The 19,449-nt window shown below is 66.4% G+C and carries 19 protein-coding genes; 7 read left to right on the top strand and 12 right to left on the bottom strand.

The features are described 5' to 3' along the window. The first annotated feature begins 513 nt into the window (after positions 1 to 513). Both lipB and SX243_12895 read left to right on the top strand, forming a co-directional pair. Positions 514 to 1,236: a lipoyl(octanoyl) transferase LipB gene (lipB, locus tag SX243_12900; protein ID MDY7093863.1), complete on the top strand. Its 723-nt coding sequence runs from the start codon at positions 514 to 516 to the stop codon at positions 1,234 to 1,236. Between the two features lie 10 nt (positions 1,237 to 1,246). Continuing rightward, positions 1,247 to 2,269 (top strand): hypothetical protein, encoded by a 1,023-nt coding sequence (locus SX243_12895; GenBank protein ID MDY7093862.1) that lies wholly within the window; start codon positions 1,247 to 1,249, stop codon positions 2,267 to 2,269. Here SX243_12895 and SX243_12890 read toward each other — a convergent pair. From SX243_12890 to kynU, 3 genes are all read right to left on the bottom strand, one after another. After that, the gene (locus SX243_12890; GenBank protein ID MDY7093861.1) at positions 2,266 to 2,694 is read right to left on the bottom strand and encodes a hypothetical protein; all 429 of its coding nucleotides are present in this window, start codon (positions 2,692 to 2,694) and stop codon (positions 2,266 to 2,268) included. The genes SX243_12895 and SX243_12890 overlap by 4 nt on opposite strands. Beyond that, positions 2,664 to 3,893 carry a DUF1015 domain-containing protein gene (locus tag SX243_12885; GenBank protein MDY7093860.1) on the bottom strand — a complete coding sequence of 410 codons (1,230 nt, stop codon included), beginning with the start codon at positions 3,891 to 3,893 and terminating at the stop codon, positions 2,664 to 2,666. Before SX243_12885 ends, SX243_12890 begins: the two co-directional genes overlap by 31 nt. 107 nt (positions 3,894 to 4,000) lie before the next feature. Next, positions 4,001 to 5,254, bottom strand: coding sequence for a kynureninase (kynU, locus tag SX243_12880; GenBank protein MDY7093859.1), 1,254 nt, complete (start codon positions 5,252 to 5,254; stop codon positions 4,001 to 4,003). Positions 5,255 to 5,312: 58 nt separating this feature from the next. On the opposite strand from kynU, the gene SX243_12875 reads away from it, so the two are divergent. Next, positions 5,313 to 7,367, top strand: a complete 2,055-nt coding sequence (locus SX243_12875; protein ID MDY7093858.1) for an NAD(+) synthase — start codon at positions 5,313 to 5,315, stop codon at positions 7,365 to 7,367. A gap of 95 nt (positions 7,368 to 7,462) precedes the next feature. Here SX243_12875 and SX243_12870 read toward each other — a convergent pair whose 3' ends face one another. The 4 genes from SX243_12870 to SX243_12855 all read right to left on the bottom strand — a co-directional run bounded on the left by SX243_12870 (position 7,463) and on the right by SX243_12855 (position 9,807). Beyond that, a complete protein-coding gene (locus SX243_12870; protein MDY7093857.1) occupies positions 7,463 to 7,882 on the bottom strand; it encodes a PIN domain-containing protein in 420 nt (139 codons plus the stop codon). After that, entirely contained in the window at positions 7,879 to 8,112 is a 234-nt protein-coding gene (locus SX243_12865) for a ribbon-helix-helix protein, CopG family (GenBank protein ID MDY7093856.1), read from the bottom strand. The genes SX243_12870 and SX243_12865 overlap by 4 nt, the downstream gene beginning before the upstream one ends. Positions 8,113 to 8,383: 271 nt before the next feature. Continuing rightward, on the bottom strand, positions 8,384 to 9,100 hold the full coding sequence (gene nfi, locus SX243_12860) for a deoxyribonuclease V (protein MDY7093855.1): 717 nt from the start codon (positions 9,098 to 9,100) through the stop codon (positions 8,384 to 8,386). Then, the gene (locus SX243_12855) at positions 9,097 to 9,807 is read right to left on the bottom strand and encodes a YceH family protein (GenBank protein ID MDY7093854.1); all 711 of its coding nucleotides are present in this window, start codon (positions 9,805 to 9,807) and stop codon (positions 9,097 to 9,099) included. The genes nfi and SX243_12855 overlap by 4 nt, the downstream gene beginning before the upstream one ends. A gap of 157 nt (positions 9,808 to 9,964) precedes the next feature. Here SX243_12855 and SX243_12850 point away from each other — a divergent pair, with 157 nt between their 5' ends. Genes SX243_12850 through SX243_12835 form a run of 4 tightly spaced genes read left to right on the top strand, consistent with a single transcriptional unit; the run spans position 9,965 to position 14,472 of the window. Beyond that, positions 9,965 to 11,209, top strand: coding sequence for an FAD-dependent oxidoreductase (locus tag SX243_12850; protein ID MDY7093853.1), 1,245 nt, complete (start codon positions 9,965 to 9,967; stop codon positions 11,207 to 11,209). Between the two features lie 2 nt (positions 11,210 to 11,211). Beyond that, positions 11,212 to 12,030, top strand: a complete 819-nt coding sequence (locus SX243_12845) for a DUF1365 domain-containing protein (GenBank protein ID MDY7093852.1) — start codon at positions 11,212 to 11,214, stop codon at positions 12,028 to 12,030. Then, positions 12,027 to 13,412 (top strand): cyclopropane-fatty-acyl-phospholipid synthase family protein, encoded by a 1,386-nt coding sequence (locus SX243_12840; GenBank protein ID MDY7093851.1) that lies wholly within the window; start codon positions 12,027 to 12,029, stop codon positions 13,410 to 13,412. Before SX243_12845 ends, SX243_12840 begins: the two co-directional genes overlap by 4 nt. A 22-nt stretch (positions 13,413 to 13,434) precedes the next feature. Then, positions 13,435 to 14,472, top strand: coding sequence for a cyclopropane-fatty-acyl-phospholipid synthase family protein (locus SX243_12835; protein ID MDY7093850.1), 1,038 nt, complete (start codon positions 13,435 to 13,437; stop codon positions 14,470 to 14,472). Between the two features lie 6 nt (positions 14,473 to 14,478). Here SX243_12835 and SX243_12830 read toward each other — a convergent pair whose 3' ends face one another. The 5 genes from SX243_12830 to SX243_12810 form a co-directional block, all read right to left on the bottom strand. After that, entirely contained in the window at positions 14,479 to 16,236 is a 1,758-nt protein-coding gene (locus SX243_12830) for a LysM peptidoglycan-binding domain-containing protein (protein ID MDY7093849.1), read from the bottom strand. A gap of 220 nt (positions 16,237 to 16,456) precedes the next feature. Next, complete coding sequence (locus SX243_12825) at positions 16,457 to 17,620, bottom strand: hypothetical protein (GenBank protein ID MDY7093848.1); 1,164 nt, start codon at positions 17,618 to 17,620, stop codon at positions 16,457 to 16,459. Between the two features lie 243 nt (positions 17,621 to 17,863). Further along, complete coding sequence (locus tag SX243_12820) at positions 17,864 to 18,271, bottom strand: secondary thiamine-phosphate synthase enzyme YjbQ (GenBank protein MDY7093847.1); 408 nt, start codon at positions 18,269 to 18,271, stop codon at positions 17,864 to 17,866. A gap of 31 nt (positions 18,272 to 18,302) precedes the next feature. Continuing rightward, positions 18,303 to 19,082 carry a rhomboid family intramembrane serine protease gene (locus SX243_12815; protein MDY7093846.1) on the bottom strand — a complete coding sequence of 260 codons (780 nt, stop codon included), beginning with the start codon at positions 19,080 to 19,082 and terminating at the stop codon, positions 18,303 to 18,305. Between the two features lie 59 nt (positions 19,083 to 19,141). After that, a partial coding sequence (locus SX243_12810; GenBank protein MDY7093845.1) for a DNA cytosine methyltransferase occupies positions 19,142 to 19,449 on the bottom strand: 308 nt, incomplete at its 5' end.

The raw sequence follows: 19,449 nt of genomic DNA, 5'->3' as shown, positions 1-19,449 counted from the left end.
GAATTTTCGCGGAAAATTGGAAACAAAATCGCGGAGGGTGTCCCGTTTCCCGAGGAAGAGCGCACTTCCATGACGTAAGTGGACCCTTGGTATGTGCGGGCCCCTCGTGGGTTTCCGCTCTTTTTTTTGCCCCGAAAGTTGGAACCGGCGGTAGAGGAACCGGTGGTAGGCAGGCGAGCGGTAGCCCCGAGGATCCCGAGTCGTATCCCGAGACAGGGAGATCCGGAGAGGATCCGGCCTCGAAGGAAATCTGCTGACTCGCGGTGACTGTCCCGCTTTTGCAGCTTCGAGGCACTTCAGTAGTGTAAGTGGACCCTTGGTATGTGCGGGCCCCTCGTGGGTTTCCGCTCTTTTTTTTGCCTCTTAGCGCCCAAGCTTAGCATAAGCAGGTGCTCGCTGTCTTGGTCCTACTTCGGCTGGCCGTGGCCTGCCAGGCATCCTTTTTCAGCTCGGCTTCCGGCCTTGCGACGGGCCCGTGAGGGCTCGGTTCCCGGATGGGGCTAGAATGCCCCCATGGATTTGCTTTCCCCGTCAGCACCTACCGACGACGATCCAGCATCGGAAGTGGAGCCGCTACGCCCCCTGCGCTGGGCTTATCTCGGCCGCTATCCCTATGCGCCGGCGGTGGCGGAGCAGAAGCGGCTGCGGGACGCTGTTCGCCAGGGCTCCGGGGACGAGCATCTGCTGCTCCTGGAGCACCCCCACGTCTACACTTTGGGCCGGAACGCCAGTGCCGAGGACGTTCTGGCCCCGGCGCCCTGGCTCGAGGAGCAAGGCATCGAGATCCACGAGGCGGACCGCGGCGGTCAGGTGACGTATCACGGACCGGGGCAGCTGATGGGCTATCCCATCGTCAACCTCAGCCCTGACCGCCGGGACGTGCGGCGCTATGTTCAAGACCTGCAATGGGTGCTGATCCGCACCCTGGCGGATTTCGGCGTCGAGGCGGAGGCGCGGCCGGGGAAGGATCTGGTGGGGGTTTGGGCCGGGGGCGGCAAGATCGCCTCCATCGGCGTCCACCTGAGCCGCTGGATCACCACCCACGGATTTGCTCTCAACGTCAGCACGGATCTCTCCTTCTTCGGCGGTATCGTCGCCTGCGGGCTGCCCCAGGTGCGGATGGTCTCCATCGAAAGTCTGACCGGGGAGCGCCCGCCGCTGGAGACCGTTGCGGAGCGGGTCGCCAGTCATTTCTGCCAGCGCTTCGAGCGCCGGCTGCTGCCCCTGGAAGATTGAGGAGCTGCCCGTGACCGCCGTCATCGTCGATCTCAACGCCGTCATCGTGGCGGTGACCCGCGAGGTTCCCCGCTGCCTCACCGTGCAGCGGGACGCCCGCACCCTCGGCCCACCGCAGTCGGGAGAAGCAGCGGAGACTGTGGATGCTTTGGTCTTCGGTCCGCTGGATCCTGCCGGGGACCGCACCCTGGAGCTTCAGCTGCGGGGCTTCGTGCGTCAGCAGACGGGACTCGAGCTGGGGTATGTGGACCAGCTCTACACCTTCGGTGACCTCAACCGGGGCGGAGACCTCAACCGCGGGCCAGTCGCTGGCTCAGCGGAGGGGCGGGTCGTCTCCGTCGCCTACCTGGCGCTGGTGCGGGAGGCGGAGCCTTCCGGCGAGGCGCGCTGGCGGGATTGGTACCGCTTCTTCCCCTGGGAGGATTGGCGCAATGGGCGGCCGGCGGTGCTCGACGATGCGCTCTTGCCAGCATTGCAGGCTTGGGTCGAGCAGGCAGAGCCGCGGCTCCGGCGTCGCCGGCGGGAGCGGGTGGATATCGCCTTCGGTCTCGGAGGAGCGCCTTGGGACGGCGAGCGGGTGCTGGAGCGCTACGAGCTGCTCTACGAGGTGGGGCTGGTGCAGGAGGCACGGCGGGACCCGGCGGTGGATGTTCCGGCCGTGCCGGCCTTGGGGCGACGGGCCTTGGGGCGGCCCATGGCCCTCGATCACCGGCGCATCCTGGCCACCGCCCTGGGGCGGCTGCGGGGCAAGATTCGCTATCGTCCGGTGGTCTTCGAGCTGCTGCCGCCGAGTTTCACGCTGCTGCAGCTGCAACGGGTGGTGGAAGCCTTGGCAGGGGTGCGGCTGCACAAACAGAATTTTCGCCGTCTGGTGGAGCGGGGCGGGCTGGTGGAAGGCACCGGCCGCAAGCACTCCGGCACCGGCGGCCGTCCCGCCGAGCTCTTCACCTTTCGCCGCGAGGTGCTGCGAGAGCGACCGGCACCGGGAGTCGGCTTGCCGGGGGTCGCCTCTGCCGGGAGCGCGGGCAGCTAGTCGCCCAGCTCAGCTGACGCTCTCAGATAGCGCTCGCCGCCCACCACTGCGGGATCCAAACAATACTCGTAGAGCTCGATGCCGCCGAAGAGCATTCGTGCCGTGGGGCGGAGCTCGGCGGGCAGCTCTTCCAGGGCCGCGGCGGCGCGAGCGCCGTCGTGGTCGAAGAGGACGATGGCGGGGCCGCCAGTAGCTAGGCCGATGGCGGGGAGATCCTGAGGGCCGCGATAAGGCTGGGCGCCGGCGAAGGTGAGGGTGACCGGCGCCGGGCGCAGGTCCAGCAGAGTCAGAGGGCGGCCCTCTCGAAACCAGCGGAAGAGACGATAGGGAGAGAGGTGACGCCGGGGATCGAATTCGATCCCCGGCGCTGGGTCGTCGGCGCGAGGCTCAGGGCTCAGAGGAGCTCCGCGTCGTGGCCGGACCACACCAGACCGGAGACCGGTTTGGGCAGGAAGCGGGTGGCCTTGGCGGGCAGCAGATCCCCCTTGGAGATGGCCTTGCCGAAGAGCTCGGCGCTCATGGGCGGCAGCCAGATGCCGATGGCCAGATCGCCGCTGTCCACCTCCTGGTAGAGCTCGTCGGGATCGGAGCGATAGGTGACGGTGCCGTCGAGATAGTTGGCCGGGGTGAGCCCCAGGGCCGGCAGCAGGATGTAGTGCAAGTGGGCCACCGCCAGCTGATCGGCGGCGGGAGGCAGACCGTCGGGCATGCGTTCCGGATCCAGCAGCCAGAGCTCGGTGCCGCCGTCGGAGCGGCGCACCCCGAGGGCCGGCTGCGGTGCCGCCGCCACCGCCGCCGCCAGCTCGCTGCCGCTGCCGGCGGCCAGAGGCTCGCGACTGGCCAGTAGGGGCGTCAGCTCGCTCAGGTCGTGGGCCTCCGCCAGCCCACGGTGGATGGGGTCGATGACCAAGTGCTCGGAGCGCAGGCTGAACAGAACCGCCATCTTGCACGCCGCCGCCTGGCCCTCCTCGGCGCCGATCTCGGTGGCATAGTGGCGAGCGGTCTTGTAGCGGTGATGGCCGTCGGCGATGGCCGCGGGGCAGGGCGCCAGCAGCTGGCGATAGGCCTCGATGCGCTGCGGATCGGAAAGGCGATAGAGGTGATGGTAGTTGCCCGCCGCGTCCTGGTGGGTGACGATGGGTTGGCCGGTCATATCTTCTTCCAGCAGCGGTTCCAGGGTGCCTGGATCGTCGCTCAGGAACATCAGCGGCTCGTAATCCACCTGGGTGGCTCGGAGCAGGCTCAAGCGGTCGGCGAAGGGTTTGTCCAGAGTCTGCTCGTGGGGCCGGATGATCCCCGCCTCCGGCTCTTCCACTCCCACCAGGGTGAGCAACCCCAACCGCTGGCTGCCGTCAGCGACCTCGATGCGGTAGGGGTAGAGGGACGGCTTGCCGTCCCGCTGCACGATCCCCTCGTCGATCCAGCGCTGGTGCAGCGCGGCGGAGTGCTGGTAGGGATCTCCTTCCTCCCCCTCCACCGGTTTGGTGAGGTGGGAGAAGTGGTGGGGGGCTCCGTCCTGGAGCTTCTGGCGCAGTTTGTCGTTGATCTGGTCGAAGGGGGGCGCGGCCTGATCGCCGGCTTCGTCACCGGCGTAGCGGAAGCCTGGAAAGGCGTAGATTCTCATGGTGATGGCCTCGATTCTGGTAGCTGGTCTGGTATCTGGAGATTTCGGGATGAAGCTTGAGCATCGGGCACCGCGGGGCGGTGGATCGTGTAGTCGAATTCTACACCCTAGGGAACGCCGTGGCGGTTGCGGAGCTCGGGGCGCCGCCACGGCTCCTCCTCCAAGGTCTGGCGCAGATGATCTACGGCGGCCCCCAGATCGGTGTAGCGCAGATAGAGGGGAGCGAGACCGCAACGGATCACGTCGGGGCCGCGAAAGTCGGGAATCACTCCGCGCTCTACCAGCGCCCGCACCACCGCGTAGCCTTTGGGATGGCGCCAGGAGATCTGGCTGCCCCGTCGCCAGGGTTCTTCGGGGCCGGCGAGCTTGAGACCGAGACCGGCGCAGCGCTCTTGCACCAGGCGCTGGAAGATGGCGCCGAGCTCGAGACTCTTGGCTCGCAGGGCCTCGAGGTCGGCCTCCAGCAGGAGGTCGCAGGCGGTGTCCAGGGCGGCCATGGAGAGGATCGGCGGGGTGCCGCAGAGGTGGCGGGCGATGCCCGGCGCCGGCCGGTAGTCGGCTTCGAAGGCGAAAGGATCGGCGTGGCCCAGCCAGCCGCTGAGGGGTTGGGTGAGCTCTTTCTGAAGCCGCCGGGCGACGTAGAGGAAGGCCGGAGCTCCTGGGCCACCGTTCAAGAATTTATAGCCGCAGCCCACCGCCAGATCGACGCCGCAGGCCGCCAGCTCCACCGGCACGGCGCCGGCGCTGTGAGCCAGGTCCCAGAGGGCCAGAGCCCCGTGGCGATGGGCGGCGGCGGTGAGGCCGTGGAGATCACGTAGGGCCCCGCTACGATAGTGGACGTGGCCCACCAGCATCACCGCCACGTCGTCGTCGAGGGATTCTTCCAGGCTCTCCGCCGGAGCGCGGCGTAGCCGGTGTCCGCCTACCAGATCGAGAAGCCCTTGCACCATGTAGGTGTCGGTGGGGAATCCGTCCTCCTCCACCAGCACGGTGGAGCGCCCCGGCCGCGCCTTCAGCGCCGCCGCCAGGAGCTTGAAGAGGTTGACGGAGGTGGAGTCAGTGACCACCACCTCGCCGCTCTCGGCGCCGATGAGCCTGCCGATCTTCTCTCCCACCCGCAGCGGCAGGCCGATCCAGTCGTGGTCGTTCCAGCCGCGGATCAGCGACCGTCCCCACTCTTCCTCGATGACGCGGTTGAGGCGTTCGGGAACGGCGGTGGGCAGGGGGCCCAGAGAGTTGCCGTCGAGATAGATGGCATCCTCCGGCAACCGGAAGCGCCGGCGGAATGGGGCCAGGGGATCGCGGCGGTCGAGATCGGCGAGATCGGCATCCCGCAGCGGCCGGTGGGGAAGCTCAGGCATGGGCGCATCTTGCCATAGCAGCCCCGATCCCTCGGCAGCCTGTGGCAGAATCACCCCGATGAAGAGCTTGCCCTTTGCTTCGACCTATCGTCACGGTTTCGCCCGCATGGCCGTTGCCGTGCCGCGGGTGAAGGTGGCGGATCCAGCTTTCAACCTCGAACACACGGTGGAGCTGGCGCGGCGGGCGTCGGAGGAGGGAGCGATGGTGGCGCTCTTCCCCGAGCTCGGCCTGTCGGCCTATTCGAACCAGGATCTCTTCCACCAAGACGCCTTGCTGGACGCCGTCCTGGAGGCTTTGGGCGGCTTGGTGAGAGCGAGCACGGAACTGCGGCCGCTGATTCTCGCGGGAGCACCGCTGCGCCTGGGTGGCCAGCTCTTCAACTGTGCCGTGGCGGTGCAGGGGGGGCGGTTGTTGGGGGTGGTGCCCAAGACCTACCTGCCCAACTACCGCGAGTTCTACGAGCGTCGACACTTCTCTCCCGGGGATTTCGGGCTCAGCCCGACGGTGGAGCTGCTGGGGCAGGACGTTCCTTTTGGCCGGGACCTGCTCTTTGTCGCCGAGGATTGGCCGGAGTTAGTGATTCACGCCGAGGTCTGCGAGGACCTGTGGGTGCCGGTGCCGCCGAGCTCCGACGCGGCGATGGCCGGGGCGACGGTGTTGTGCAATCTTTCGGCAAGCAATATCACCGTCGGCAAGGCCACCTGGCGCCGCACGCTGGCGGAGTCCCAGAGCGGCCGATGCGTCGCCGCCTATCTCTACGCTGCCGCCGGCGCCGGCGAGTCCACCACCGATCTGGCCTGGGACGGTCATGCCCTGATCTATGAAAACGGCGACCTGCTGGCGGAGGGGGAGCGCTTCGCCGACGAGCCCCACCTGGTGCTTGCGGACGTCGATCTGGAACGCCTGGTCCAGGACCGTCTTAGGCTTACGAGCTTCCACGATTGCGCCGCCGATCATCGGGAGCGGCTGAAAGGCTTCCGGCGGATCTCGGTGCCGTTGGAGCGTCCCGCCGAGGTCGAGAGCCTGCTGCGGGAAGTTCCCCGCTTCCCCTACGTGCCTCGGGAGGAGGCGGAGCTCGACGAGCGTTGCTTCGAGGCCTACAACATTCAGGTCCAGGGGCTGATGCAGCGTCTTCGGGCCACCGGGATCGAGAAAGTGGTGATCGGCGTCTCCGGCGGGCTGGACTCGACCCAGGCGCTCATCGTCGCCGCCCGGGCCATGGATCGCCTGGGATTGCCCCGAACCAACATTCTGGCCTACACCCTGCCGGGCTTCGCCACTTCTCAGCGCACCTACGACAATGCCTGGGCGCTGATGCGGGCTCTGGGAGTGAGCGCGGCGGAGATCGACATTCGGCCGTCGGCGCGGCAGATGCTCGAAGACATCGATCATCCCTTCGCCGACGGCGAGCCGGTGCACGACGTCACCTTCGAGAACGTGCAGGCCGGCGAGCGCACTTCCCATCTCTTCCGGCTGGCGAATCACCACGGAGCTCTGGTGCTGGGGACCGGCGATCTCTCGGAGCTGGCCCTGGGCTGGACCACCTACGGCGTCGGCGACCAGATGAGCCACTACAACGTCAACTCCTCGGTGCCCAAGACGCTGATCCAATATCTGATTCGGTGGAATATCGATCGGGAGCGTTTCGAAGCCTCGGTGGGAGAGACGCTCCGCTCGATTCTGGAGACGGAGATTTCGCCGGAGCTGGTGCCCGGCGACGACGCCGACGAGCCGGCGCAACGCACCGAAGACGTCATCGGTCCCTACGAGCTCCAGGACTTCCATCTCTACTTCGTCAGCCGCTACGGCTTCCGGCCTTCGAAGGTCGCCTTCCTGGCCTGGCACGCCTGGCGGGACCGCACGCGGGGAGTCTGGCCCCGGGGCCTACCCGACGACGAGCGGCGGGAGTACGACCTGGCGGCGGTGAAGCATTGGCTGGAGATCTTCCTCCGCCGCTTCTTCCAGACCAGCCAATTCAAGCGCTCTGCCATGCCCGACGGCCCCAAGGTGGGCTCCGGCGGCTCCCTCTCCCCCCGCGGCGACTGGCGCGCCCCCAGTGACTCCGGTGCCGGGCCGTGGCTGGATGAGCTGCGGAAGAACGTGCCCGACTGACCCGTTCGGTTTGCGAGCATCATGGCTCGGTCCACGAGGATCTAGAAGCTAAGACCAACCATCAACAAGTGGGTCCCCCTGACTGGAGGGAGGGCTCAGAGGTCGGCCGGATAGAGAACCAACGGACCGTGGGAATTGCTGCCGACGGCTCGAAAATCTCGATGGTCGAGGGTGAGGATGGTGCGAGTGCCCAGCCGCTCGGCGACGGCGAGAACGCTGGCATCGACAAAACCCAGGGCGAGATCCTGGTATTGCTTGATGAGCTTGTAGCAGAAGTCTAGGTCGCCCGTCTTGAGATGATCGAGGGCGAAGGCACCGGATCGCAGGCTGTCGAGGAAGTCGAGAGCGGCATCGACTCCGAGGTAGCGGGTGAGGAAGTAATCGACTTCCGCGACCACCGGTAGTGGCACGATGAGGGGCTCGGAGGTGCTTTCCAGAATAATCCGCGCCGCTTCATGATGCCGATCCCCGGCATCGTAGAGGGCATAGATGCCGCCGGTGTCCGCAACGATCATCGCGACCCGGGCCGGGGCCGTTCCGCCAACAGCTCCTCGCCTCGCTCGGAGATATCTTCCCGGCCGCTGCGATAACTCCCGATGCCCTTGGGCTCCGGGCGCTGGTGTTGATCCAAGTAGCTCTGCAGCGCTTCGCGGACCAAGGAGGATTGTTTCCGGCCCTCAGAGCGCGCCAGCTCCTTGAGCCGGAGCATCATGGAGTCTTCGAGATAGAGAGTGGTCTTGACCATGGGGAGAGTATGCCATATATGGCACCTTATATTCCGATTCTACCTGGGCCTCATCAACATTTGGGTGCCCCGTGTATGGGCTCGGGTGGACAGTTGCGCCATGTGAGGCTGGGTCAATGGTCTTCAAGTCCTTTCCTTTGAGGGTTTTGGGTGGCGGATAGAGGTTTGTTGTGAGCCACCAACAAGTGGGTCCCCCCTGAGGCAAAGGGTGCATCAACAATTGGGTCCGCCTCGTTGGAAGTGCTCGTTGGAAGTGATTAATTTGAGGGTATTAGCCGCGCTGGGAGGCCAGGCGGTCGGCGTGGCGGGTGGTCTCGGGGAGGCGGTAGCGGGGGGTGCAGGCGAGGGTGTAGTGGAGGGCGGTTTCGAGGCTGATGCGGTGGCCGGGGGAGACGAAGACGGGTTTGACGTTGGTGCGGGTGCGCAGGACGGCGCCGATGACCTCGTCGCGGTGGTGGAGGGGGGTCCAGGAGCCTTTGTCGGAGCCCGGCTCCTCGTACTCGCCCACGAGCCGGCTCTTGGCGACGCCGAGGGTGGGGCGGTCGAGCCACCAGCCGAGGTGGCAGGCGATGCCGAAGCGGCGGGGGTGGGCGAGGCCTTGGCCGTCGCAGAGGATGAGGTCCGGGGGTGTAGTGAGCTGGTCCAGGGCCTCGAGGACCGTAGGGACCTCTCGGAAGGAGAGCAGGCCTGGGACGTAGGGGAAGTCGGTGGGCTGGCGGGCGATGGCGTGCTCGATGAGCTCTAAGTCGGGGAAGGAGAGGACGGCCACCGCGGCGCGGGTGATGGTGCGGCCCCGCTGGAAGCCGCGGCCTCGGCGTGGCGGAGCGCCGGGGAGGGGCTCGAAGCCGACGTCGACCCCGGCGACCCGGCGGATCGGGGGCAGGCGGTCCTGGAGCTCGATTTCCCTCGCGTGACGTTCTTGGATTGCCACCGCTTCTTTCGGGGAGACGTCCCAGCGATGGCGGGGAGGCTGGGCGGTAGAGCTCACGAGTGGGTGCTGCGCTGCGCCTGGCGGAGCTCGGCGACCTCGATGCGCAGCTCCTGGACCAAGCGCTCTAGAGTCTCCACCCGGGCAGCAAGACCGGAGGATGCTTCCGGAGCCAGGGTAGCGCCCGGCGCCGGGTCGGGGCCTGACATTGTCGGTTCTGGCAGGCCGGGGGGAGCTGCCTGGTGGGGTGGCGAGGTCTCCTCCAAGGGTAGGTCGCCCAGCAGGTGCGCCCAGCGGGTTTCCTTCTGCCCCGGCTGCCGAGGCTGCTCCGCCACGATGGGCTCGATGCCGCTGGCTAGCTCGTCCAGGGTTTCGTGCACTTCCTCCAGCGACGAGAAGGAGTGCATGCGCTCGCTACGGGAACGCAGCTCGCCGGGGGTTTGGGGGCCGCGCAGCAGGAGCAGGGTGAGCACGGCCCGGGACGGGTCGGAGAGCTGGAGCCGGCGGGTTGCTCCTTCGCTCCAGCGTTCACTGCGGGCACCTTCGCTGCGCCACACCAGGACATCCCGGCGCAGGGCTTCGAGGCCGTCCACCACCTCGTCCTGGCTCAGTTCCATCACCGGCTCGCGGCCGCTCTTTTGGTTGCACGCCGCGGTCAGGGCGCTGACGGTCAGGGGGTAGTAATCCGGCGTGGTTTGACTCTTCTCCAGCAGGGCTCCGAGGATTCGCTGCTGAACGGCGTTCAGGGGATTGGGCAAAGGGGTCATAAAACCTCCGCAGTCTTCGGCCAGAGCTCGCGCGTAGGATAGCGTACCTGTCATTCCAGACGTTCACCATCTTCCTAATCCGTCTCATCCGATGCGCGCCGGGGAACGAAGGTTAGGGAGGGAAATGCTCTTCCCTTGCTGAAGAAAGCTCGCGCTGATGAAACTCGCCATCATTGGAACCGGAATCTCGGGCCTCACCGCGGCCTATCTGCTGTCTCCGGAACACGACCTGACGGTCTTCGAGGCGGACGAGCGGATCGGCGGTCACACCCATACGGTGGAGGTGGAGTCCGGCGGCCGCACCTGGGCGGTGGATACGGGGTTCATCGTCTACAACGATTGGACCTACCCGAACTTCATCCGCCTGCTCGACGAGCTGGGCGTAGCGAACCAGCCGACGGAGATGAGTTTCTCCGTTCTCTGCCCGCGCACCGGCCTGGAGTACAACGGCCACACCCTCGACACTCTCTTCGCCCAGCGGCGCAATTTAGTTCGGCCGTCGTTCTATCGCATGATTTTCGATATCCTGAAGTTCAACCGTGAAGCCAAAGCCCTGGCGGCGTCCGGCGGTGCCCCGCCGACTCTCGGGGAGATGCTGCGCCGGGGAGGCTATGGCCGCGAGGTCGTGGAGCACTATGTAGTGCCCATGGGAGCGGCCATCTGGTCCTCCACGGTGGACGCCATGGAGAGCTTCCCGGCGAATTTCTTTGTGCGCTTCTTGGACAACCACGGCATGCTCAACATCAAGAACCGGCCCCAATGGCGGGTGGTCCGCGGCGGTTCCCAGCGCTATGTGGAGAAGATCACCGCCGGTTTTCGGGACCGTATTCGGGTCGCCACGCCGGTGGTGGGGGTCGAGCGGCGGGAGCGGGATGTGCGCCTCTTCCTAGAAACCGGCGAGACCCCGACCTTCGATCAGGTCATCCTCGCTACCCACAGCGACCAGGCTCTGGAGCTCCTGCGGGATCCCAGCGATGCGGAACGGGAGATCCTCGGTGCCATTCCTTATCAGGCCAACGAGGCCATCCTGCACACCGACGCATCGGTGTTGCCGCGCCGCCGGCGCGCCTGGGCGAGCTGGAACTACCGCTTGGCGGAGTCCCCCGGGAATCCGGTGACAGTGACCTACAACATGAACATCCTCCAGCGGCTGCCGGCGCCGGAGACCTTCTGCGTCACCCTCAACCGGGATCAGGGCATCGACCCCCGGCGCATCCTTCGGCGCATTCCCTACGCTCATCCGGTCTACACCCCCGAGGCGGTGGCGGCCCAGGCGCGCTACGACGAGATCGGTGGCCGGCGGCGGACGCATTTCTGCGGCGCCTATTGGGGCAATGGCTTCCACGAGGACGGCGTGGTCAGTGCGCTACGGGTAGCGCGGAGTCTCGGGCGGGACTGGTGAGCATGGAGAGCGGTATCTACGAGGGTTGGGTCCGCCACCGTCGGCGGGCTCCCAGCGGCCACGAATTTCGCTACCGCCTGTTCATGATGTATTTTGATCTCGACGAGCTAGATCAAGTTTTCGCCGGCCGCTGGCTGTGGTCTACCCGCCGGTGGGCCCCGGCGCGGCTGCGGTCGGAGGATTATCTCGGCGGCTCCGAAGGATCCTTGGCGGAGGCCGCCCGGGATCTGGTGGAGACGGAGTGCGGCCGGCGTCCCGAGGGACCGGTGCGGCTGCTCACCCATCCCCGCTATTTCGGCTACGGTTTCAACCCGGTGAGTTTCTTCTACCTTTTCGACGCCGCCGGCGAGGGCCTGGAAGCGGTGATCGCCGAGGTGCGCAACACGCCGTGGGACGAGGTACACCGCTACGTGCTGACACCGGAGCTGGATCCCCAACCGGAGGCGCCGGACCCCGTCGCTGGCACTCGGCGCTACCGTCACGAGAAGGTCTTTCACGTGTCTCCCTTCATGGCCATGGACCAGACTTACGATTGGCGCTTCACGCCCCCCGGAGAGTCGCTGGTGGCCCATATCGACAACTACCGGCGGGGTGAGGAACAGGCCTTCTTCGACGCCACCCTCAGCCTGCGGCGCCGGGAGATCAGCGGGCCGGCGCTGGCTCGGGTGCTGGTGCGCTATCCGTGGATGACCGCCCGGGTGAGCGCCGCGATCTACTTCCAGGCGCTCCGGCTATGGCTCAAGGGGACGCCGTTTCATTCTCACCCCAAGAAGCAGAGGCACCCTGAGCAGCAACGGCAACTCGAGGAGGAGAGCCGATGAGTGATGGCATGGATTTCGACGGTGCGGAGCTCGGTACTCTGGCAGCTCGGGAGAGCTCCGGCGGCTGGCTCGACGGTCTGCTGCGCCGGGCGGTGCTGAGCCGTCTGCGGGCGTTGGAGCACGGCGAGCTGATCTTCTTGGAAGGGACTCAGCGCCACGTCTTCGGGCAAGCTCTCTCCAGCGAGGAGCCTCAGGTTGCCAGGGAGGCCCCATCTGCGAGGGAGGACGGGGACGGCCTTGGCTTGAGCGCAACGGTGCAGGTGCAGGATCCCCGGTTCTACCGGCGCTTGGCCCTCGGCGGTGCTTTGGGAGCCGCCGACGCCTACATGGACGGTCTGTGGACCACCGACGACCTCACCGCCGTGGTGCGGGTGCTGGCGCGCAATCGGGCGGCGCTGGATCGCCTGGAGACCGGAATGGCCCGGCTTTCCGGGCCTCTCCAGCGCCTGATCCACCGCCTGCGGGACAACACCCGCACCGGCAGCCGCCGCAACATCTCCGCTCACTACGATCTGGGCAACGATTTCTACCAGCTCTTCCTCGACGAGACCATGATGTATTCCTGCGCGGTCTTCGAGCAGGGGGCCCTCGAAGAAAGCGCCGGAGAGGCGGATCCGGAGCGGGCCGGCGAAGTTCTGGCTCACGCGTCTCGGGCCAAGCTCGATCTCATCTGCCGCAAGCTGGAGCTGGGGCCGGAGGATCACGTGCTCGAGATCGGCACCGGCTGGGGCGGCTTTGCGGTCCACGCCGCCGAGCACTACGGGTGCCGGGTGACCACCACCACCATCTCCCGCCGTCAGTACGAATTCGCCGCCGAGCGGGTGCGCCGAGCCGGTCTGGAGGATCGAGTCACCATCCTGTTGGAGGATTATCGGGACCTCCAGGGCCGCTACGACAAGCTGGTCTCCATCGAGATGATCGAGGCGGTGGGGGATCGCTACCTGGAGCTCTTCTTCCGCCGCTGCAGCGAGCTCCTGAAGCCCGAGGGCATGATGCTGCTCCAAGCCATCACCATCGCCGATCAGGCCTATCATCGGTACCGCCGCTCGGTGGACTTCATCCAGCGCTACGTCTTCCCCGGCAGCTGCGTTCCGTCGGTAGAGGCGATGAGCCGATGCCTGGCCCGAGCCACCGATCTGCGGCTCTTTCATCTTCACGACATCACACCGGACTACGCCACCACCCTACGGCTATGGCGTCGGCGCTTTCTGGACAACCTGGCCAAGGTGCGGGAGCTGGGCTTCGGCGAGCGCTTCGTGCGCATGTGGGAGTACTACCTGTGCTACTGCGAGGGGGGCTTTCAGGAGCGGGTCATCGGAGACGTGCAGATGCTCCTCACCAAGCCGCTGTGCCGGCGCGATCCCGTCGCCGTCCGAGTATGAAAGAGAAGGAACTACCAGCATGATCCACGCGGTTCTCGAATGGGTGGAGCGAGGCCGGGTGCCCGACGTCTTAGTGCGCCAAGGCATCCGAGCTCTGCTCCGCCGCCGGTTGCAGCTCGGCCATGAGGGCGATCCGGAAGCGCGCCGGGAGGGTGTCCAGCAGCTCTTGGAAGAGATGGCCGACGCCCCCCTGGCGGTGCTGCCGGAGAAGGCCAACGAGCAGCATTATGAGGTGCCGGCGGAGTTCTTCCTGGAGGTTCTGGGAAAGCATCTGAAGTACAGTTCCTGCCTCTTTCCCGAGGGCGTCCACAGCCTTGACCAGGCGGAAGCGGCGATGCTCGAGCTCACCTGCCGGCGGGCGGATCTGGAAGACGGCCAGGAGATCCTCGAGCTCGGCTGCGGCTGGGGCTCGCTCTCGCTGTGGATGGCCGAGCGCTATCCCGGCAGCCGGGTGGTCTCGGTGTCCAACTCGGCTTCCCAGCGCCAGTTCATCGAGGCACGGGCGGCGGAACGGGGACTGGAGAATCTGCGGGTGATCACCAGCGACATCAACGATTTCCAGATCGATCAGCGCTTCGATCGGGTGGTGTCGGTGGAGATGTTCGAGCACCTACGGAACTGGCACGAGCTCTTCCGCCGCGTGGCGGGATGGCTGCGTCCCGACGGCCGCCTCTTCTTCCACGTCTTTTGCCACCGGGACTACGCCTATCTCTTCGAGACCGAGGGAGCCGGCAACTGGATGGGCCGGCACTTCTTCACCGCCGGGTTGATGCCCTCCGACTCCCTGCCGCTCTACTTCCAGGGCCGGCTGGTGCTGGATCGCCACTGGCGGGTCCGGGGCACCCACTACCAGCGCACCGCCCGCGCCTGGCTGGACAACCTGGACGCCCGCCGGGACCGCGTCCAGGAGGTGCTGGAGGAGGTCTACGGCTCTGGTGAGGGGCGCCGCTGGGTGCAGCGCTGGCGCCTCTTCTTCATGGCCTGCGAGGAGCTCTTCGGTTACCGTGGCGGCAACGAGTGGTGGGTGGGCCACTACCGCTTCCGCGCCCGCGGAGACTAGCTCCCTCTACGGAATGATCAGCGTCTGCAGCGGATGAATGATGTGGCTGCGGATGTGGTTGGCGCGCTTCAGGGCGCTGACGGACGTGCCATAAATGCGGGCGATCTCCCCCAGCGTTTCGCCGGGCTGGACCACGTGGCGGCGGGGGCCGCTGCCGGCGGGGATCTGCAGCCGCTGGCCGGGGTAGATGCGGTGGGAGCTGCGCAGTCCATTGTTGGCGGTGATGGCGGAGGTGCTGGTGCCGTAGCGCTCGGCGATGGCGCTCAGGGTTTCGCCCCTTTGCACGACGTGGACCGTCGGCTCCGAGACGCTGGCCTGGGCCGCCCGGGCGGCGGAGGAGCGGTACGGGCGGCTGCCGGGAATCAACAACACCTGACCGATGCGGATGCTGTGGGCGCTACGCAGGCCGTTGGCCCGTTGCAGGGCGCGGACATTGGTGCCATAGCGGGCGGCGATGGCGCTCAACGTGTCGCCGCGGCGGACCCGGTAGCGGTATCCCGCCTGGCGGGATGACTTACTGCTCGCCGGCAGGGCAGCGTAGACGCCGGAGACCTTGCCGCCGGTTCCCACCGGCAGTCGCAGGCGGTAATCCTTGGGGATCAGCAGATCCTCGCGCCAGACCTCCGAGCTGAGGGCCGGGTTGAGCTTCTTCAGATCATCGAGATCGATGCCGGAGCGGTCTGCCAGCTCCACCGCCGAAACGTAGCTGTCGGGTCGGAACTCGTCGAAGCGAAGCCGCGGTGCCGGATGGACGCCGGGGAAATAATGCTGGCGCAGCTCGTAGACGGTGGCGGCGGCGAGAAACTCGGCGTAGAAATTGCGCGACGCGAAGCCGAAGGTGCGGGTGCGATGCTGGGCGAAGATCACCGCCGGGTCCCGGGTGCCGAATTTGCGCACCGCCCGCCGCAGGCCGTTGGCGCCGTAGTTGTAAGCGGTAACCGCCAGGGGCCAGGTCTTGAGGCTCTGATAATTCTCTTGGAGAATCTGAGCCGCCGCCTCCGCCGCCATCAGCGGGTCGAAGCGCTCGTCCACCTCGTGGCCGATGGAGAGATAGCTGCGGCCGGTGGCGGGCATGATCTGCCACATCCCGCCGGCCCCCACCTTGGAGCGGGCGCCTTCCTGGAACATGGACTCCACGAAGGCCATGCGGGTCAGGGCCTTCGGGAGCCCCCGACGGGCGAAGGCCTCCTCCATGGCGGGGAGGTAGCGCCCGGAGCGCCCGATGGCCTGCTCGAAGACGTCGGAGAGCCCGCGCTGGGTGCGGAAGCGCTGGGCCGCCGCCACGAACTTCGACCGCCCCCCGGGAATGTGGTCGAAGAGGGCCTCCACCCGGCGCTCGGTGCCCGGGTCGTGGGGCTCCTCGCCGCGGGCCAGCCGCTGGAGGATCAACCGGTACTTCTGCTCCGCATCCCGAATCGCCTTCTGGCGCATCCGCCGGCGCTCAGCGTCGGGCCGCTGGGAAGTCTCCAGCTGGGTGAAGTCCAGCACCGCGTAGACCACCTCCAGGTACTCCTCGTCGTGGAGCACCAGCTGATGGCTGTTGTAGCGGGTGAAGACGTCGGTCCAGAACCGGACGTTGGGCTCGAGCTCTCCGGGCAGGGGGAAGAGCTTGGGGTCGAGGGTGCTGAGGGGTTGCTCCTCGGCTTGAGCGTCCCCGCTTCCGGTATCCTGCGCCGCCGCCCCCCAAGAGCTCCAACAAAGGGCGAAGACCAAGCCGCCGATGAACAGTCGGGAAAGGGCAGGAAGAAGGCGGGCTGGAAGCATAGATCGGGGTCCTCGCGAGTTCGAGCGTTGGAGCGTCATGTCAGCAGAGCATTATGTTACCCGCTGATCTTGACTACGGCGAGACCTTGGCGATGGTTTTTCGACACCGGTTTCAGAGGCTGCCGGAGAGGCGCTTGCGCTGGAGTCGGTAGAAGCTCTTCGGAGGGGGGATGGGACTCCCCCCAAAGAGTGGATATTGGCGGAACGGTTCGGAGAGAGGTCAGGGAACGGTGGCGCCCTGCACGGCGTCCCGCAGGTTCACGGCTCCATCTCCGTGGTAAGGGGAGTACATCCGCAAGCTGAACGGCGGTCCGCCCCCATACTTATAGCTGTTGACGCCGGTGATGAAGTTGGTAGAGCCACCGAACTTACTACGGTCCACGATCCAGGGCCCGCCGCTGGCACCGCCCGTATTGTCGCAACCGATGCCGATCGTGTTGGGGTCACCGGACCCGCCTGGCGGGTCGTCGTTGACCGCCCAAGCTGCGGCACAGATCTGCTGGCGGGCCCCGTCGAATTGCGGCCCTGGCGGAGTGGTGTTGAGATCCCGAGGCGCCGCAGGGTACCCGACGGCATGGAAATGTTGGCCCCGCGGGGCGTTGAACATAAAGCCGAGGAAGCCTACCTTGTCTCCTAGAAGACCGGGGCTTCCCAGTCCTCCGCGGTGGGCGACGATAGCCCCCATATCCCATTCGAACAGGCCGCTATTGGCCCAACCGGTGAGGGTCGAAAGCTGATAGGCCGCAAAGGTCCCGTTGTGGTGATTGCCGTTGGCATGTCCTGGTGCGAACAGCACATTGGTGTGGTAGCCAATTCCCGGGCTGTAGACACAGTGACCCGCGGTCCAGATCACTGCTCGATTGGCCGAGTTGATGCTGGCACCGGAGCAGACGAAATTGCCTTGTCCCGGAATGGTGAAATACAGCTTGCCCACGGCCATATGTGGTTGAAGCCGCTTGTACATGGAAATGGGATACAGCTGAAACCGGGTGTAAGAAAAGGGATAGGTACCAAACTCCGTTGGAGCGTCGAGCTCCGAGAAGCTGACCTCCTCCTCCAACGGCAAATCCCCCGGGAGGCCGCTGGAACCGACCAGACCGGTGATGGGCCCGGGGGCGGAGGCCTCAGTCTGACCCGACTCCCGAGCTTTCGAGGCAGGGTCGAGGGTGGGCATGGGCATGGGTTTGGCGCCGGCCAAGCGCTCCGGTGTCCAGTATTCGGTGATGGCTTCCGCAGATTGCCGATCAACCGGAGAGCTGCTGACGGCTTGGGCTGGGTCTTGGGCGCCGGCTGCTTGCGCCGTGATCAGGAGAAGAGCCAGGCAGAGTGCCAACAGATGGTTGGCGGAGAGTCGGAAAGAGCGGTGGAACCGGAATGTGCTCATGGAAACCTCCTTGGTGAGCGGTTCGTGGACCATGGTCCCGGTCATTCCAACGCTGGAGAGAATCACGTCCCCATGCACGAGGGCGAATCAAGAGACGAATACTCTAAGTATAACATGGTTAAATCGTATGCAAAATAATCGAGTCGGGGTCCTCGGCTTGGCCAGGGAGCGCGGACAAGCGACACGATGGGGGAAGCGGTCTGCAGACTTGTCAGGACGCCTTGCGGACCGGCGGGCTTGCGATCAGCCCGACAGATGCACGGCCAGGTTGCGCTGGCCGCTGCGGCGGCGGTGTTCCCAGACGAAGATGCCCTGCCAGGTGCCAAGGGCCAGGCGGCCGTCGAGGACCGGGATGGAGAGGGAGGTGGCGGTGAGGGCGGCCTTGATGTGGGAGGGCATGTCGTCGGGGCCCTCGAGGGTGTGGGTGTAGAGCGGGTCGTTCTCTTCCACCAGGCGATTGAGCCAATTCTCCAGATCCCGGCGGGCGGAGGGGTCGGCGTTCTCTTGGATGGTCAGGCTGGCGGAGGTGTGACGAATGAAGACGGTGCATAGGCCCTCGGGAACGCCGCTCTCCGCCACCACCTGCGCCACCTGGGGGGTGATCTCGTGGAGGCCTTGGCCGGGGATGGATACGGTCAGCTCTTGCACCATGGCATCGTCTCCTGAAGGACCATTCTCCTACCTACCAGCGGCGGCGAGGGTCGCGAGGCGGCACCTCGTGGGGAGGCGGCTCGAGATCGATGACCGGCGGTCCTTGGGGTCCGTACGGATAGGTGACCTGAGGGGCCGGAGGATGGCGCCGCAGGTAGGATCGAAGCCACAGCATACCAGCCACGAACCCCCCGATGTGAGCCCACCACGCGATGCCGGCGCCGCCGGAGGAGAGCAGGCTGGCGGTGCCGCTGAAGAGCTGGAGCAAAAACCACAGTCCGAGGAAGACGAAGGCCGGCAGCTCGACGAAAAGCGGGTAGAAGAAGATCGGCACGAGGGTCAGGACCCGCGAGGTGGGGTGGAGGAGGAAGTAGGCGCCGAGGACGCCGGCGATGGCTCCGGAGGCCCCCACCGCCGGGATCTGAGAGCTCCAATTGGTCAGAAAATGCAGCCCGCCGGCGGCGAAACCACAGCCCAGGTAGAAAGCCAAAAAGCGCGGGCGCCCCAGGCGGTCCTCCACGTTGTCGCCGAAGATCCACAGCATCCACAGATTGCCCACCAGGTGGAAGAGGTCGCCGTGGAGGAATTGGGTGGTGAGGAAGGGAACCAGGCTGAAGGGCAGCCCCACCTGTGCCGCCCAGGCGGCGTCGGTGAGGCGGGCGGGCACGATGCCATAGAGGTAGAAGAGCACCTCCGTCTGCTGTGGGCCGAGGCTGAGCTGGTAGAGGAAGACCAGCAGGTTGACGGCGATGAGCCCATAGGTCACCACCGGCGTGCGGCGGGTGGGGATGCTGTCGCGGATGGGAAACATGGTGGATGGCGGGGAAGGATGGCCTCCAGGGCACTCTAGCAGCTGGATGAGGGGCGCCCCTACCGGCTGGGTCCAGGTGGCTCCTTGCGCTGGGCGAGGTCGGGAATCGCCGCCAGCACGTGGCGCACCGCCGGGACTGACAGGCTGTTGCCCGCCAGCCGCCAGCCGTTGGCGGAGGAGAGCTGCGGCGGCAGGTGGAAGTCCGGTCCGAAGCCCAAGAGCCGCAGGACCTCCTGGGGCGAGAAGCGCCGTAGCGGCGGCAGCTCGCCCAAACTGCCGTCGGTGCTGACGCCCGTGCTGACGGTGGCGTTGTCGGTAGTCCTGGCGGCGGCGGGCTCCAGCTCCAGGTACGAGCCGCTGCGCACCG

It is taken from the genome of Acidobacteriota bacterium, from assembly GCA_034211275.1.
Taxonomy (GTDB): domain Bacteria; phylum Acidobacteriota; class Thermoanaerobaculia; order Multivoradales; family JAHZIX01; genus JAGQSE01.
Note: the sequence above shows the minus strand (reverse complement) of the source record. Positions and strands in the feature narration are given on the sequence as shown.